This window comes from Nonomuraea sp. NPDC005730 (assembly GCF_040630865.1).
Classification (GTDB): domain Bacteria; phylum Actinomycetota; class Actinomycetes; order Streptosporangiales; family Streptosporangiaceae; genus Nonomuraea.
On record NZ_JBEXYK010000046.1, the window covers coordinates 37420 to 52076 of the forward strand.

The window sequence follows — 14657 nt, forward strand, 5'->3', positions numbered from 1 at the left end:
CACAGGACCTGGCCTGCCAGGTCCTGTGGCGCGGGTGTTCGCTACCGGCCCGTACGGCTGGCGACGATCACCTGCACGGCATGCTCCAGGGCGTACGCCGCGTCCGCCCCGCCGCCCTTGACCTGCTCGTCCGCAGTGGCCACCGCCTGGATCGCCCGGGACAACCCCTCCGGCCGCCAGCCGTTCAGCTGGCGCTTGACCCGGTCGACCTTCCAGGGCGGCATCCCCACATGGGCGGCGAGCTGCCCGCCGCGCAGGTTGCGCGGCGCACTCCCCACCTTGGCCAGCGACCTCAGCCCACCGGCCAGCGCACTCACCAGCAGCACAGGGGCCACACCGGTGCCCAGAGCCCAACGCAGCTGCTCCAGGGCCTCGGCCAGGCGCCCCTCGATCGCCGAGTCGGCCACGTTGAAGCCCGTGACCTCGGCCCGCCCCTTGTGATAGCGCGCCACAGCCGCCGCGCTGATCGTCTTGTCCTCGGTGTCGAACGCGAGCTGACTGCACGCCGCCGCCAGCTCGCGCAGATCGTTGCCCACCGCGTCGAGCAACGCCTGGGCCGCATCCCCCGCGATGTTCCGCCCGGCTCGCTTGATCTCCGCCTTGACGAACTCCAGCCGCTCGCCGGCCTTGGTGACCTTGTTGATCGTCACCACCTTGGCCCCGGCCTTCTTCACCCCGTCGACCAGCGCCTTCCCCTTCACCCCACCCGGGTGCGCCAGCACGAGAACCGCGTCGTCCGACGGCTGCTTCGCGTAGGACACCACTTCGGTGACGACGTCCTTCGGCAGGTCCTGCGCCGAGCGGATGACGACCACCGAACGATCGCCGAAGAGCGAGGGCGAGGTCAGCTGGGTCAGCTCGCCGGTGGCGACCTTTCCGCCGACGAGATCATGCACCTCGGCCCCCGGATCGCCGGCCCGCGCCGCCGCGACGACGACACCCACCGCCCGCTCGGCAAGCAGCTCCTCGTCGCCGAGGACCAGGGTGACAAGTGCTGGATCGGTTCCCGCCATGTCAGGCAGCATGCCATGCGGCACCGACAACCTGGTACTCGACGCCACACCCGCCGGAGGGGCGGACCGAGGCCGGTTGCAGTTCGTGTTACGAACGATTATAGTTCGGAGCGCGAACTGAATTTTCTGGAGTCATGATGACGAGTCGTACAGTCGTGGTGATCGTCGGAGACCACGACGGCCTGGCGGTCCACCGGGCGTCGGCCGCCGAGGCCGCGATGCGCAAGGGTCCGGCCTCAGGTGGTCCGAGATGAACCACGTCCAGCTCGGCCGGAGCGGCCTGTCGGTGTCCCGGCCGGCCCTGGGCACGATGAACTTCGGGACGGAGACGTCCGAACCAGACAGCCACGCGATCATGGATCGCGCACACGAGCACGGCATCAACTTCTTCGACACCGCCGACGTCTATGCCGACGGCCTCACCGAGCAGATCATCGGCCGCTGGTTCGCCCGAGGGGGCGGCAGGCGCGACAGGACCGTCCTGGCCACCAAGCTCTACCTCCCGACCGGGCGCCGGCCCAACGAGAGCCGCCTGTCCGCGCTGCACATCAGGCGCGCGTGCGACGCCTCGCTCAGGCGGCTGGGCACCGATCACATCGACCTGTACCAGATGCACCACATCGACAGGAACACGCCGCGGGAGGAGATCTGGGAGGCCTTCGGCGTGCTGCGGCAACAGGGCAAGGTGCTCTACTTCGGCTCGTCCAACTTCGCCGGCCGGCACCTGGCGCAGGCCCAGGAGGCGGCACGGGCGCGACACGCGGTCGGGCTGGTCGCCGAGCAGTCCATCTACAACCTGATGAACCGCCGGGCGGAGCTGGAGGTGCTGCCCGCGGCGCGGCACTACGGGCTGGGTATGATCCCGTGGTCGCCGCTGAACGGCGGCGTCCTCGGCGGTGTCCTGCGCAAGCGGGAGCAGGGCGGCGCCTCCCGCGGAGCCACGGGCCGGTCGGCCGCCGGCCTCGCCCGGCACCAGGAGACGATCGAGGCGTACGAGCAGCTCTGCGCCGACCTCGGCGAGGACCCGGCGAACGTCGGGCCGGCCTGGCTGCTCGCCCAGGACGGGGTGACCGCGCCGATCATCGGGCCCCGTACGGCCGGGCAGCTCGACGGCTCGCTCCGCGCTGCCGCGATCACCCTCGACGGAAGCACCCTGGCCAGACTGGACGAGTTGTTCCCGCCGCCCGGCCCCAACGGCCCCAAACCCGCACCAGAAGCGTACGCCTGGTGACCCCTCCTTGCATGAAAGGCAATACTGTGTCCGCATCTGACGTGGTGTTCGGTTTTGGCGCGCACTCCGGTTTCGAGGACCTGCCCGAGCTGCTGCGCATGGTTCAGCAGGCCGACCGGGACGGGCTTGATCTCTTCTCGCTGTCCGACCATCCCTATCTCGGCGAGCGGCTGGACGCCTACGCCACGATCGGCTTCCTTCTGGGCGGTACGCGGCACATCGCCGGCCTGGCCAATGTCACCAACCTGCCGACCAGGCCCGCCCCCATGCTGGCCAGGACGGTGACGTCGTTGTCGGCGCTGTCGGACGGCCGCGTCGTGCTCGGCATGGGCGCGGGCGGGCTGTGGGACCGCATCACCGACATGGGCGTGCCCCGGCAGACCCCCGGCGACGCCGTGGACGCCTTCGAGGAGGCGATCGTCCTGATCCGCAAGCTGTCGGGCGGCGGTGCGCCGGTCACCCACGAGGGACGCCACTACCGGGTGCGCCGGATCGAGCCCGCCCCCGTGGCCGCGCCCCCGGTGTGGACCGGGTCGAACGGGCCCAAATCCCTGGCCGCCACGGGCAGGGTGGCCGACGGCTGGATCCCCGGCCACGCCGCCGACTGGCGCAGCGAGCGGTATCGCACCTCGCGGCCCGTCATCGACGAGGCGGCGGCCGCGGTGGGCCGCGACCCGCGCGACATCCGTACGATCTACAACTTCCCGGGCCGCATCACCGACCGTCCGCTGGCCGCCACCCGCGACCACGACGGGCGCTGGATCGGCGGCTCCGTCGGGCAGTGGGTCGAGGAGCTGACCGAAGCGGTACTGGAGCACGACGCCTCGGGCTTCATCCTCTTCTCCTCCGGCCACGGCGCCACCGACCTCACCACGCTGGCCCGCTGGGCCCGGGAGATCGTGCCGTCCGTCCGCGAGGCGATCGCGAAATAGCGCGACGGGTTGCCGTCCGTGGCAGCGCTCTGACATCGGCCGGCTCATCAACCCCGATACTCTGCACAACCCGGTCGGACACGGCTACAGCCACATCGCCCGCGCCTGCGGAGAGGCCGTCCTCGTCGCCGGACAGTACGCCTCCGGCCGCGATGGCCGCGTCATCTCCGAGGACTTCGCCGATCAGGTCAGGCAGTCGTTCGCGAACCAGGGCAGTGGGCCGGCCGCGGCCACGTCGTGCAGCTCCGCACCCACATCGTCAACCACGACCGGGACAAGCTGAAGATCCTTCTCAAGCATCTGGGAGAACCTTCCAGAAAGGGCGGCCGCCGCAAGAAAGCGCGCTTCTTCTGCGGTGGCCGACGGCCGCCCGGTCACCGGCCGCCCGGTCACCCGCCACCCGGTCACCCGCCGCCCGGTCACCCGCCCGCGGCCCGCTGACACCTCCGTCCGAAAGATCAGCTCACCACCAGGCGTGAACAGCCACCGCCCCGCAAGCCGCCGACGTCCCCGTCCGGGAGGTCAGCCGGCCACCGGGCGTGAACGGTCACCGGCCCACGACCCGCTCACGACCTCGACCACGGCCCCGGCGGCCAGTTCCTCATCCGTTCGGGCACCCCCACCGGCACCAGTCCCCGCTCCCTCGTGCCCCGGTGGTCCGGGGTCCCGCTCGTCCGGCGTCGGACCGCTCACGGTCCACGGGGGACCACGGCCAGGCTGCCTTCGTGTTCGATGACTGCCAGGTCACCCGATCGATCGGTGCGGTAGATGGCGGCGCCGACGCGGTGGAGGAGGGCGAGGGTCGATGTGGCCGGGTGGCCGTAGTCGTTGCCGGCGCCCACGCTGATCAGGGCGGCTCGTGCACCCAGCGAGCCGAGGAAGGCCGGGGACTGGCGATTCGAGCCGTGGTGCGGGGTCTTGAGGATGTCGGCACGCAGGGTGAGGCGGCGTGCGAGATCGTCCTGCGCCTCGGTCTCGAGGTCTCCGGCGAGCAGGACGGAACCGGCACGCCAGCGTACGTGGATGACGACGCTGGAATTGTTGATCACGCTGCCTTCGCCCTGGCCGCTCCTCCCGCCTGACGTCGGGTCAGGGGCGACGACGGTGAGCTCGGACGGGCCGAACCGCCATCGCGTGCCAGGTTCCGCGTTCCCTTCGGGAATCCGGTGTCGAGCCAGTACGGCCGAGATCCGCGCGCTGGACTGCACCGCCGTCGGCCGAGGGCTGACGATCACGGCTCCCACGCGCCGGTTCCTGAGCACGCCCGGCAGGCCGTCCACATGGTCGGCGTGCGGATGGGTCAGGACGAGCAGGGGAACGTCCTCGACTCCGAGCCTGCGCAGGCATCGATCCATGACGACCGGGTCCGGGCCGGTGTCCACGACCACGCCTCGTCCAGGGCCGGCCGCCACCACCAGGCCGTCGCCCTGCCCGACGTCGCACATCACCATCAACCAGCCCTTGGGCGGCCAAGCCCCCGTCAGCGGACGGATCACCAGGACGGCGACCAGAGCGGCCCCTGCCGTCAGCAGCGCCATCGTCCGCCAACGACGGTGCCTGAGAACCGGGATCGCGACGGCCACGGCGAGGACGAGGAGCCCCAGACCGGGGAGGCCGCCCGGCCAGGGCAGGGTGGCCAGAGGGACGTTCACGGCCCAGCGAGCCACGGTGACGATCCAGCCCACCGCGTATCCGGCCGGGATGACCAGCATGCCGGCGGCGTCCGGCCAGATCGGAGCCACCAGGGCGGCGGCGAAACCGAGCAGGGTCGCGGGAGCCACGGCGGGAGCCACGAGCAGGTTGGCGGGCACCGCCACCAGCGTCACCTGACCCGACATCAGCACCAGGACGGGCGTCACGGCCGCTTGCGCGGCAGCCGACACGGCCAGCGCCTCCGCCAGCCACCTCGGCAAGCGGCACATCCCTGCGACGGCACGCCCTCGGCCAGCGGACGCATCTTCGGGGAGCGAGGTCGCACGGCAGTCACCGGCCTCGTCGAATGCGCTCGCTGCACGCCCGTACACGCTGCTGCGCTTCCTCTCCTCCGGTTTCCGGCCTGTCGCTGTGGACGCTGTGGTGGCGTCGCGGTCGCCGGTCTCCGTCGGTGGTGGCGTGGAGAGTTTGTCGCGCCAGCGTGGTGCGAGGAGGAGGATGCCGGCGGTGGCCGCGACCGAGAGGGCGAAGCCGTACGAACGCGCCAGTTCCGGCGCGAACAGCACCAGCAGGAGGACGGTTGCCGAGAGGGCGGCGAGGCCGTCCTTGGCCCGCCCGGTACCCAGGGCGAGCGCGGCGGCCAGGCCCATCAGCAGGGCGCGCAGAACGCTCGGGGACGGCCTGGCCACCACGGTGAACGCAAGCATCGCGACAGCCGCGAGAACGGCTCTCAGCGGCAGGGGGAGGCCGACCAGGCGGGAGAGTGCCAGGACGGCACCTGCGACGATGGCAAGGTTTGCGCCGCTTACGGCGTTCAGGTGGCTCAGGCCCGCTTCTTTGAGGTCGGCGGCCACCTGAGGGTCGATGCGGGAGACGTCCCCGACGACCAGGCCGGGCAGGAGGCCGCGCTGGTCGGGCGGCAGGGGGTCGGCGGCTGTTCGGAGGCCGGTTCTGAGGGCGCCCGCCATGGTCTGCAGGGACGAAGGTGGTGTCAGGATGCGGGGCTCGCCTCGTACCAGGAGGATGGCCGCCACCAGGTCGCCGGGCGTTGGTCGCGCCAGGCGGCCGGTGACCTGCAGGCGTTGGCTCGGCAGCAGGGTGCTCCAGGCGTTGCCGCCGGCGAACACCGTGATGGGGACATCGACGGCTTGGCGTTCCGGTGGCGGGGATGCCTGCGTCACACCTCCGTCACTCCCTCCAGGGAGACCGGGACGGTTCCCCTCCGGCTGACCGGTAGTGGATCTGCCTCCCTCCCCCGCAGCCGACTCGATGATCTTGAGCGTGGCCGGGATCACGTAGCTGTCCCGGTTGAAGTGGCCGCTTCTGCGTGACCTGCGCTTCGGGTCATCGGACAGGACGATCTGGGCGGTCACGGTCGCGTTCCTGGCGGCGAGCTCGGCCACCGGGCCGGTGGTCAGTGCCTGGACGCGGAAGGCGACAGACGCGGAGGTCGCCGCCGCGCAGATGAGCATGGCGAGCACGACGTTCCGCCAGGCACCCCAGAAGGGCGAAGGCCGACCGGAAGGGCCCCGTCCCGAGGGAGAGGACGACGAACGTGGCGACCGGTGGCGGCTGAACGGCAGCAGCAGTGGAGAGGCGGACAGGACAGGCCCGAACGCCCCAGGCAGGAACCTGCTGATCAGCGAACAGATGAGGGGCGAGCGGGTGAACGGCGAGCGGGTGTGCCAGGCCAGGGCACCGGCGGCCAGGGCGGTGACAGCGGCTGTCGTCATGCCCACAATGGGCGATTGGCCGAGCATGATCAGGGCGCCGGCCCAGGCGGACAGCGCCGGGAGGACGAGTGTCCAGGAACGCTTGTGCTCGCCGTCGTCCGCGGCGGCGGGACGCAGAGGGGCGGTGGCGACGGGAGGCACGGGGATCGCAGCGGGGCCGCGGCGCGAGGGATCGGACAGGGGCGGCATGTCAGACGCGGACCTTCGGCTTGATCTCTTCGTACTTTCTCGGACCGATGCCGCTCACCTCGCGAAGTTGGTCCACGCTGGTGAAACCGCCGTGGGCGGTGCGGAACTCGGCGATCCTGGCGGCCAGCACCTCTCCCACTCCCGGGAGTTCTTCGAGTTGGTCGGGGGTGGCGGCGTTGAGGTCGAGGATGGCTGTGGCGGGGTCGGCGCCGGGATATCCGGGCGGTACGGCGGCGACGACCGCGGAGGGGGCGCCCACGATGATCTGCTCTCCGTCGATCAGGCGTCTGGCCAGGTTGAGGGGGCCCGTGGAGGCGCCGTGTTTGAGCCCGCCTGCCGCCGTCACCGCGTCCGTCACGCGGGAGCCCTGCGGGAGCAGGTAGACGCCGGGATTGCGGACCTTGCCCGCCACCTGGACGGTCACCTTGGCGGCGGTGGGTGACGGGGATGGAGGGGTTGCCACGGGTGGCGGCGGGAGGGGCTCGGGGGTGGGCTGGGAGCGCCAGACGAGGAAGACGGCGACCGCGACGGCCAGGGCACCGACGGCGACGAGCACGCGCAGGCCGGGCTTGCTGAGGTCGATGGTGGTGGAGGGCTGGGCCGAGGTGATGGCGTCGCGGAACGCCTGGAAGGTCGGGGGCATGGGGGCGGGGCTGCCTGTGAGCCGCCGAGGGATGTGCGGAGGCGCCTCTGTGGCGGCCTGGGACTCGATCCACGACCCGCTCCGACGCCCCGCCCGCCCCTCGGCTCGGAGGACGCTCTCCTCCGGCTCATCCTCTTGCTCTGCCTGATGCTCGGGCCGCGACATCGCTTGAGGCCCCGCCGAACGCCCGGCCCCCGATTCAGGCCGAGGCTCCCCCCACAGCTCGGACGAAGGCTCAACGCGACGCTCATCCCTCAGGTCGGGCCGAGGCTCATTCCGCTGGTCGGCCCCTGAGGCCCTCTGAGGGGCGACCTGGCGGGCCGGTGGCCTCGCCTGCGAGTCACTCCAAGGAGCCGCCAGGAGGGGCCCCCACGGCCGCGCCGGGCCTGCCGAAGAAGGGCCCACGAAAGAAGGGCCCGCAGGAGAAGCGGACGCAGAAGGTGGGGCTGCTCTGAGCCGGGACGTCGGGAGGTTCTGGGCCTCGTCGCCGTAAGGATGTCTGTTGCGTCGTCCCGGACGCGGCCGGCGGGCAGGGCTCGTGATCGACCGGAGCCTGGATTCGGCTATGGTCCGCTCTGCCGTCGGGTCCTGAGATCGCACGCCGACGAACCTACGGAAGCCACCCGCACTCCCCAGCTACCGAACCGAATTCTGGGGACAGCGAAGCCAAGAGACGAGATGGCTGTGGAAAACACAGCACCGACCAGACGACGATCCCTAAACAAACGGGCCAAGCCGGTCACCCCTCGTACCCCGTGACCGTCACCCCCAGCATCCCCGGCCCCACATGAGCCCCGATCACCGCCCCCACCTCCACCACCCGCACCTCACGAACCCCCGCCACCCGCTTGGACAACCGTTCCCCCAACGCCTCGGCCCGCCCCCGAGCCCCCATGTGCTGCACGGCCACCCCGGCCCCGTCCAGCTCCACGGCCGCCTTCACCGCCAGGTCCTCCAGTCGCGCGATCGCCCGCCCCGACGTCCGCACCTTCTCCAGCAGGGAGATACGCCCGTCCACGATGTGCAGCAGCGGTTTGATCATGAGGGCTGACCCGAACAACGACGTGGCGGCGCCGATGCGGCCGCTCCGCCTCAGGTACTCCAGGGTGTCCACGTAGAAGAAGGTCCGGGTGACGGCGGTGGTACGGCGGGCGGCGGCGGCCACGTCGGCCAGGGAGGCGCCGGCGGCGGCCGACCGCGCCGCCGCCAGCACGGGATAGCCCAGGCCCATCGCGATGGACCGGCTGTCGATCACCTCCACCGGCACGGGCGCGTCCTTGGCCGCCGCGAGGGCGGACTCGACGGTGCCGGACAGCTCGCCGGACAGGTGGATCGAGACCACGCCCGTGGCCCCGGCGGCGGCCAGCGCGTCGTAGCAGGCCGCGAAGCGCGCGGGCGACGGACGCGAGGTGGTGGCGGTGGCCAGGTCGCCGGTGAAGGTGTCCTCGTCGTGCGGGATGCCGCGGGCCACCACTTGTACCGGCACCACCGTCACACCGGGCACAGCGGGCAGGTAAGCGGTGGAATCGGTGACAACGGCGACAGAGGGCGGCATATCCCGAGATTAGCCACCCGATCCCGAGTCCGGGGTTACTGGACGGGCGTCCCGCCCCGCCAGACCCGGCGCGGCTTGAGCCCGAAGGACCAGGCGAAGGCGCCTTCGTGGTCGGCGTCCCACTGGACGATGTCGGCCAGCCGCCCGGGAGCCAGCACCCCGCGGTCGGGCGCCCCGAGGACGGTCGCGCCGCCCAGCGTGGCCGCCCGCAGCGCGTCGTTGACGCTCATGCCGAACGCCGACACCGCCATGGCGATGACCAGCGACATCGAGGTGATGCCGCAGTAGCCGGGGTTGTGGTCGCTGCCGAGGGCGATCTGCACGCCATGCTTGATCATCTGGCGGACCGGCGGCACGTGGCCGCGCTGGAGCGCCGTGGCCGGGCAGACCACCGCGGGCACGCCGTAACGGGACATGATCGCGATGTCCTCGTCGGACATGTGGTGCAGGCCGTCGGCGGAGGCGCAGCCGAGCTCGGCGGCCAGCTGCACGGCGCCGCGACGGCTGAACAGGCCGGCGTGGATGCGCGGGAGCAGCCCCACGTTACGGCCCGAGGCGAGGACCCAGCGGGACTCCTCGGTGGTGAAGTGGCCCTCGTCGCAGTAGACGTCGACGCTGTCGGCGCCGGCCGCCGCCGCGTCGGCGCACCAGGCGCCCACGGCCTCGACGTATTCGCGCTGGCGGCCGAAGTACTCGGGAGGCACGACGTGCGCCGCGAGGAAGGTGACGTGCACCCGCGGCATCATCGGCTCCTTCTCCAGCTCGCGCAGGAGCCGCACGTCGGCCAGCTCGCCGTCGCGCGTGAGGTGGTAGCCGGTCTTGGCCTCGACGGTGGTGGTGCCGCTGAGCAGCCAGCTCCGCAGCCGCTCGCGCACGCCGTTGCACAACGTCCAGGGGTCGGTGCCGCGTGTCACGGTGACGGTGGAGCCGACGCCGCCGCCCGCCGCGGTGATCGAGGCCGCGCTGGAGCCGCCGGTGCGGATGGCCAGCTCGGCGTAGCGGTTGCCCGCGTAGACCGGATGCGTGTGGGCGTCGATGAGGCCGGGCGTGACGAGCGCGCCGCCGAGGTTCTCCACGTGGTCGACGTCGACGATGTCGTCGACGACGCCGGGCACGCTCTGCGGGAGGTCGGGCGCCCGCCCGACCCAGGCGATGCGGTCGTTGTGCACGAGGATGGCCGCGTTGCTGAGGACCTCGTTACCCGTCCACAGGCGGCCGATGTTGGTCAAGAGCCGAACGGTCATCGCACCACCCCGTGCAGGCGCAGCACCCAGCGCACGGCCTGTGCCGCGCCCACTGAGTCCGCTCCGGGTCCGGACGACATGGGGGGTCTCCTGCTCTCATCCGCGTGATGTTGTGCGGTGACCGTATCGCCGGAGACGTGACCCGGCGATTTCAGTTCAGTTACGTTATTTCACAGCCGGGCTCGGTGTACAGGGTTATTCGGAAGAAAGACCACTCATCCCATCCGTCACCCTGCCACGCCTCGCCCCCATGGCCCCCGCTGACGACTTTCGCACTCGACGTCATCATCCGAAACCCAGAACCGAAACCAAAAAACCAGACCAACGTTAGGTCTGGCCATCCTAGCAACCCCAGGGTTCGGGGACCACTGCCCTATTTGGGCAGCTCTGCGCTACTTTGAGCGAGAGCTGCCCAGCCGTCCCGCTAAGAGACGCGTTCGACCGGCTTGCCCACCCGCTCCAGCTCCTGGAACAGGCTCGGCAGCACGCGGGCGTGCAGGACGGTGCCGTCCTGGACGTGTTCGACGGAGAGCACCTCGCCCTCCTTGTGGGCCCGCGAGATCAGGTCGCCCCGGTCGTAGGGCACCAGCAGGTTGACCTCGTGGTCGAGGCGCGGCAGCCGCTCCTCGATGAGCCGCATGAGCTCGGGGACGCCCTTGCCGGTGCGGGCGGAGACCACGATGCTGTCGCGCTCGCGCCTGGCGATGCGGTCGAGCACCTCCTGGTCAGCCGCGTCGGCCTTGTTGATCACCACCACCTCGGGCACCTCGGAGGCGCCCTCGATGTCGGCGAACACCTCGCGGACGGCCGCGAGCTGACCCTCGGGGTCGGGGTGCGAGCCGTCGACGACGTGCAGGATCAGGTCGGCGTCGGCGACCTCCTCCAGCGTGGACCGGAACGCCTCGATGAGCTGGTGGGGCAGGTGGCGCACGAAGCCGACGGTGTCGGCGATCGTGAACAGCCGGCCCTCCGGCGTGCGGGCGCGGCGCACGGTCGGGTCGAGCGTGGCGAACAGCGCGTCCTCGACCAGCACGCCCGCACCGGTGATGCGGTTGAGCAGCGAGGACTTGCCCGCGTTGGTGTAACCCGCGATGGCCACGGCCGGGACCTCGCGCCGCTGGCGCCGGTGGCGCATGGTCTCGCGCGAGGTGGACATGCCGCTGATCTGGCGGCGCAGCTTGGACATGCGCTCGCGGATGCGGCGCCGGTCGAGCTCGATCTTGGTCTCACCGGGGCCGCGGCCGCCGATGCCCACGCCGCCCGCGGCGCGACCGCCGACCTGGCGGGACAGGTTGCCACCCCAGCCTCGCAGGCGCGGCAGCAGGTACTGCAGCTGCGCCAGCTCGACCTGGGCCTTGCCCTCGCGGCTCTTGGCGTGCTGGGCGAAGATGTCGAGGATCAGCGCCGTACGGTCGATGACCTTGACCTTGACCGTCTCCTCCAGCTGGCGGAGCTGGCCGGGGGCCAGCTCGCCGTCGCAGATCACGGTGTCGGCGCCGGTCGACTCGACCACGTCGCGCAGCTCCAGGGCCTTGCCCGAGCCGATGTAGGTGGCCGGGTCGGGCTTCTGGCGCCGCTGGATGAGCCCTTCGAGCACCTCGGACCCGGCGGTCTCGGCCAGGAGCTTGAGCTCCAGCAGGGAATTCTCGGCGTCTTCGGCGGATCCGGAGGTCCAGACGCCGACGAGGACGACCCGCTCGAGCCGCAGCTGCCGGTACTCGACCTCGGAGACATCCTGGAGTTCGGTGGAGAGGCCCGCCACGCGGCGCAGCGCCTGGCGCTCCTCGAGGTCCATGTCGCCGGTCTCGAACTCGTCGAGCGCGGTGTATTCGTGCATTCGTGTCATCTCTATGAGGGAACGTCTGGACACCTCGGTGTCTTCCCACGATGGTGGCACGACATCCCCGGCGTCATCATCTGGTTATCCCGCCGAGAGCGTCACGTCGCCGGAACCGGCGGTCAGCGAGATCTTGCGGGGCGAGCTGGGGTCGGACTTGATGGAGACGGAGGCGTCGCCGGAGTCCACGTCGGTCTTCACGTCGTAGGACCCCGTGGGCACCTTCAGGACGACGTCGCCCGAGCCGGCCTCCAGCTCGGCGCTGTCCGGCGCGGTGGCGTACTTGAGCTCGATGTTGCCCGAGTCGGCCTTGACGTAGACCTTCTTGCCGGTCATCCCTGAGCCTTCGAGGTCGCCGGAGTCGAGCCTGGCGTCGAGCTGACCGCTCAGTGCCCGCAAGGTGATGTCACCCGAGTCGCTGTCGAGGTCGACGGCCAGCCCCTTGGGAACCTCGATCTTGTAGTCGACGCTGCAGTTCGCCCAGGCCGACGGGCAGTCATAGGTCACCAGAAGCGCCTGGCCCTCGACCTTGTGCTGCGGCTTGGGCTTGTCGTCGCCCCGCCAGCGCAACGTCTCGACCACCCGGACGGCGGTGCCGTCGGTCTCGGTGATCACCGTATCGCCGGCGTCGCTTCTGACCTGCAGCTTGGAAACCTTGTCCGTCACCTGGTAGGACACGGTGTCCTGGTTCGTGGCACCGCCGATGCTCTCGATCCGGCAACCCGTCAGCACCAGCGCGGCGGCCAGCAGCCCGCCCGCCACAGCAATCGTCTTCATGCCCCCGATCCTTTCGCGGGCATGACCCCCTCCGCATCGGGGATGCCCCGGAAGACGTCCCAGGGATACCCCAGCCTTTGACCCGGGAACCCCGGGCGGAGTAGCTTCACTTCCACAATCCAGAATCGGTTTTCCACTCTACGGAAAAGAGGGGGACATGGAGATCACCGGCCCGATGCTCGAACGGTTCGACGAGATCCTCACGCCGGAGGCGCTCGGCTTCGTGGCGGCTCTCCAGCGGGAGTTCGGCGCCAGGCGGCTGGAGCTGCTCGAAGCCCGCCAGACGCGTCAGGCGGAGCTGTCGGCCGGCGGGACGCTCGACTTCCTGCCGGAGACCAAGGAGGTCAGGGAGGGCGACTGGCAGGTCGCGCCGCCGGCCCCCGGCCTGACGGACCGCCGCGTCGAGATCACCGGGCCGGTCGACAGGAAGATGACCATCAACGCGCTCAACTCCGGCGCCAAGGTGTGGCTGGCCGACTTCGAGGACGCCAACTCGCCCCTGTGGGAGAACTGCGTGTCCGGGCAGCTCAACCTGCGCGAGGCACTCGACCGGGCGATCGACTTCGAGACCGGCGGCAAGACGTACGCGCTGCGGCCCGACGACGAGCTGGCCACGATCGTGGTGCGCCCGCGCGGCTGGCACCTGGACGAGAAGCACGCGCAGGTGGACGGGCGGCCGGTGTCGGCGTCGCTGTTCGACTTCGGGCTCTACTTCTTCCACTGCGCGCAGCGTCAGCTCGACAAGGGCAAGGGGCCCTACTTCTACCTGCCGAAGATGGAGTCGCACCTGGAGGCGCGGCTCTGGAACGAGGTGTTCACCCGGGCCCAGGAGCTCCTGGGCATCCCGTACGGCACCATCAGGGCGACCGTGCTCATCGAGACCTACCCCGCGGCGTTCGAGATGGAGGAGATCCTCCACGAGCTGCGCGACCACTCGGCCGGGCTCAACGCGGGCCGCTGGGACTACCTGTTCAGCGTGATCAAGAAGTTCCGCACGCGGGGCCGGGAGTTCCTGCTGCCCGAGCGGAACGCGGTGACGATGACCGCGCCGTTCATGCGGGCCTACACCGAGCTGCTGGTGCGTACGTGTCACAAGCGCGGCGCGCACGCCATCGGCGGGATGGCGGCGTTCATCCCCTCCCGGCGCGACGCCGAGGTCAACGCGGTGGCGCTGGAGAAGGTGCGGGCGGACAAGACGCGCGAGTCGGGCGACGGGTTCGACGGCTCCTGGGTGGCCCATCCCGACCTCGTGCCGGTGTGCCGCGAGGTGTTCGACGGCGTCCTGGGGGCGCGGCCCAACCAGCTCGACCGGCTGCGCGAGGACGTCCGCGTCTCGGCCGCCGACCTGCTGTCGGTCTCCGAGACGCCCGGCGAGATCACCGAGACGGGCCTGCGCAGCAACGTCGACGTGGCCCTGCGCTACCTGGCCGCCTGGATGGGCGGGCTGGGCGCGGTCGCGATCCACAACCTCATGGAGGACGCCGCGACGGCCGAGATCTCCCGTTCGCAGATCTGGCAGTGGATCCACAACGACATCACGCTGGCCGACACCGGTGAGCAGGTGACCAGGGAGCTGGTCGAGCGGATCATCGCCGAGGAGCTGGCCCGGATCTCGGCCGAGCCGGGCTACGACGAGCGGCTGTTCGGGCAGGCGACGGCGCTGTTCAAGGAGGTGGCGCTGGACGACGACTTCGCCGAGTTCCTGACGCTGCCGGCGTACGCCCAAATGCCGTAGATGTTGAAATTTCCACTTATGTCCGGCGCGCCAGCGCCGGACATAAGTGGACCCCCCGAAACCCCAGCCAAATCGCCTCCGAAAACTGGCCAGACCGGTGGAAACAGTCGCACAC

10 protein-coding genes are annotated in these 14657 nt (G+C 70.7%); 3 read left to right on the plus strand and 7 right to left on the minus strand.

What is annotated here, in order from left to right:
- Nucleotides 1-41 precede the first annotated feature (41 nt).
- Nucleotides 42-1013: a DNA polymerase III subunit delta gene (gene holA / locus ABZ444_RS36250; protein ID WP_358007157.1), complete on the minus strand. Its 972-nt coding sequence runs from the start codon at nt 1011-1013 to the stop codon at nt 42-44.
- A gap of 250 nt (nt 1014-1263) precedes the next feature.
- On the opposite strand from holA, the gene ABZ444_RS36255 reads away from it, so the two are divergent.
- The gene (locus ABZ444_RS36255; RefSeq protein WP_358007160.1) at nt 1264-2244 is read left to right on the plus strand and encodes an aldo/keto reductase; all 981 of its coding nucleotides are present in this window, start codon (nt 1264-1266) and stop codon (nt 2242-2244) included.
- A gap of 26 nt (nt 2245-2270) precedes the next feature.
- Nucleotides 2271-3176 carry an LLM class flavin-dependent oxidoreductase gene (locus ABZ444_RS36260; RefSeq protein ID WP_358007163.1) on the plus strand — a complete coding sequence of 302 codons (906 nt, stop codon included), beginning with the start codon at nt 2271-2273 and terminating at the stop codon, nt 3174-3176.
- Between the two features lie 689 nt (nt 3177-3865).
- On the opposite strand, the gene ABZ444_RS36265 is transcribed toward ABZ444_RS36260, so the two are convergent.
- The 6 genes from ABZ444_RS36265 to ABZ444_RS36290 all read right to left on the minus strand — a co-directional run bounded on the left by ABZ444_RS36265 (nt 3866) and on the right by ABZ444_RS36290 (nt 12807).
- Nucleotides 3866-6232, minus strand: coding sequence for a ComEC/Rec2 family competence protein (locus ABZ444_RS36265; protein WP_358007166.1), 2367 nt, complete (start codon nt 6230-6232; stop codon nt 3866-3868).
- Between the two features lie 520 nt (nt 6233-6752).
- On the minus strand, nt 6753-7394 hold the full coding sequence (locus tag ABZ444_RS36270; RefSeq protein WP_358007169.1) for a ComEA family DNA-binding protein: 642 nt from the start codon (nt 7392-7394) through the stop codon (nt 6753-6755).
- A 739-nt stretch (nt 7395-8133) separates the two neighbouring features.
- On the minus strand, nt 8134-8949 hold the full coding sequence (locus tag ABZ444_RS36275) for a DegV family protein (protein WP_358007172.1): 816 nt from the start codon (nt 8947-8949) through the stop codon (nt 8134-8136).
- A 35-nt stretch (nt 8950-8984) separates the two neighbouring features.
- Entirely contained in the window at nt 8985-10193 is a 1209-nt protein-coding gene (gene hutI, locus ABZ444_RS36280) for an imidazolonepropionase (protein WP_125633626.1), read from the minus strand.
- 424 nt (nt 10194-10617) lie between these two features.
- The gene (hflX, locus tag ABZ444_RS36285; protein ID WP_358007261.1) at nt 10618-12030 is read right to left on the minus strand and encodes a GTPase HflX; all 1413 of its coding nucleotides are present in this window, start codon (nt 12028-12030) and stop codon (nt 10618-10620) included.
- Nucleotides 12031-12114: 84 nt separating this feature from the next.
- On the minus strand, nt 12115-12807 hold the full coding sequence (locus ABZ444_RS36290; RefSeq protein ID WP_358007175.1) for a DUF4097 family beta strand repeat-containing protein: 693 nt from the start codon (nt 12805-12807) through the stop codon (nt 12115-12117).
- Nucleotides 12808-12964: 157 nt separating this feature from the next.
- Between ABZ444_RS36290 and aceB the strand changes: the two genes are divergently transcribed.
- Nucleotides 12965-14542, plus strand: coding sequence for a malate synthase A (gene aceB / locus ABZ444_RS36295; protein WP_358007178.1), 1578 nt, complete (start codon nt 12965-12967; stop codon nt 14540-14542).
- Nucleotides 14543-14657 lie beyond the last annotated feature (115 nt).

What these genes read in the sequence shown, in the direction of transcription:
- holA (WP_358007157.1), bottom strand. Translation starts at nt 1,013, where the DNA reads ATGGCGGGAACCGATCCAGCACTTGTCACCCTGGTCCTCGGCGACGAG.
- ABZ444_RS36255 (WP_358007160.1), top strand. Translation starts at nt 1,264, where the DNA reads ATGAACCACGTCCAGCTCGGCCGGAGCGGCCTGTCGGTGTCCCGGCCG.
- ABZ444_RS36270 (WP_358007169.1), bottom strand. Translation starts at nt 7,394, where the DNA reads ATGCCCCCGACCTTCCAGGCGTTCCGCGACGCCATCACCTCGGCCCAG.
- ABZ444_RS36275 (WP_358007172.1), bottom strand. Translation starts at nt 8,949, where the DNA reads ATGCCGCCCTCTGTCGCCGTTGTCACCGATTCCACCGCTTACCTGCCC.
- hutI (WP_125633626.1), bottom strand. Translation starts at nt 10,193, where the DNA reads ATGACCGTTCGGCTCTTGACCAACATCGGCCGCCTGTGGACGGGTAAC.
- hflX (WP_358007261.1), bottom strand. Translation starts at nt 12,030, where the DNA reads ATGCACGAATACACCGCGCTCGACGAGTTCGAGACCGGCGACATGGAC.
- ABZ444_RS36290 (WP_358007175.1), bottom strand. Translation starts at nt 12,807, where the DNA reads ATGAAGACGATTGCTGTGGCGGGCGGGCTGCTGGCCGCCGCGCTGGTG.
- aceB (WP_358007178.1), top strand. Translation starts at nt 12,965, where the DNA reads ATGGAGATCACCGGCCCGATGCTCGAACGGTTCGACGAGATCCTCACG.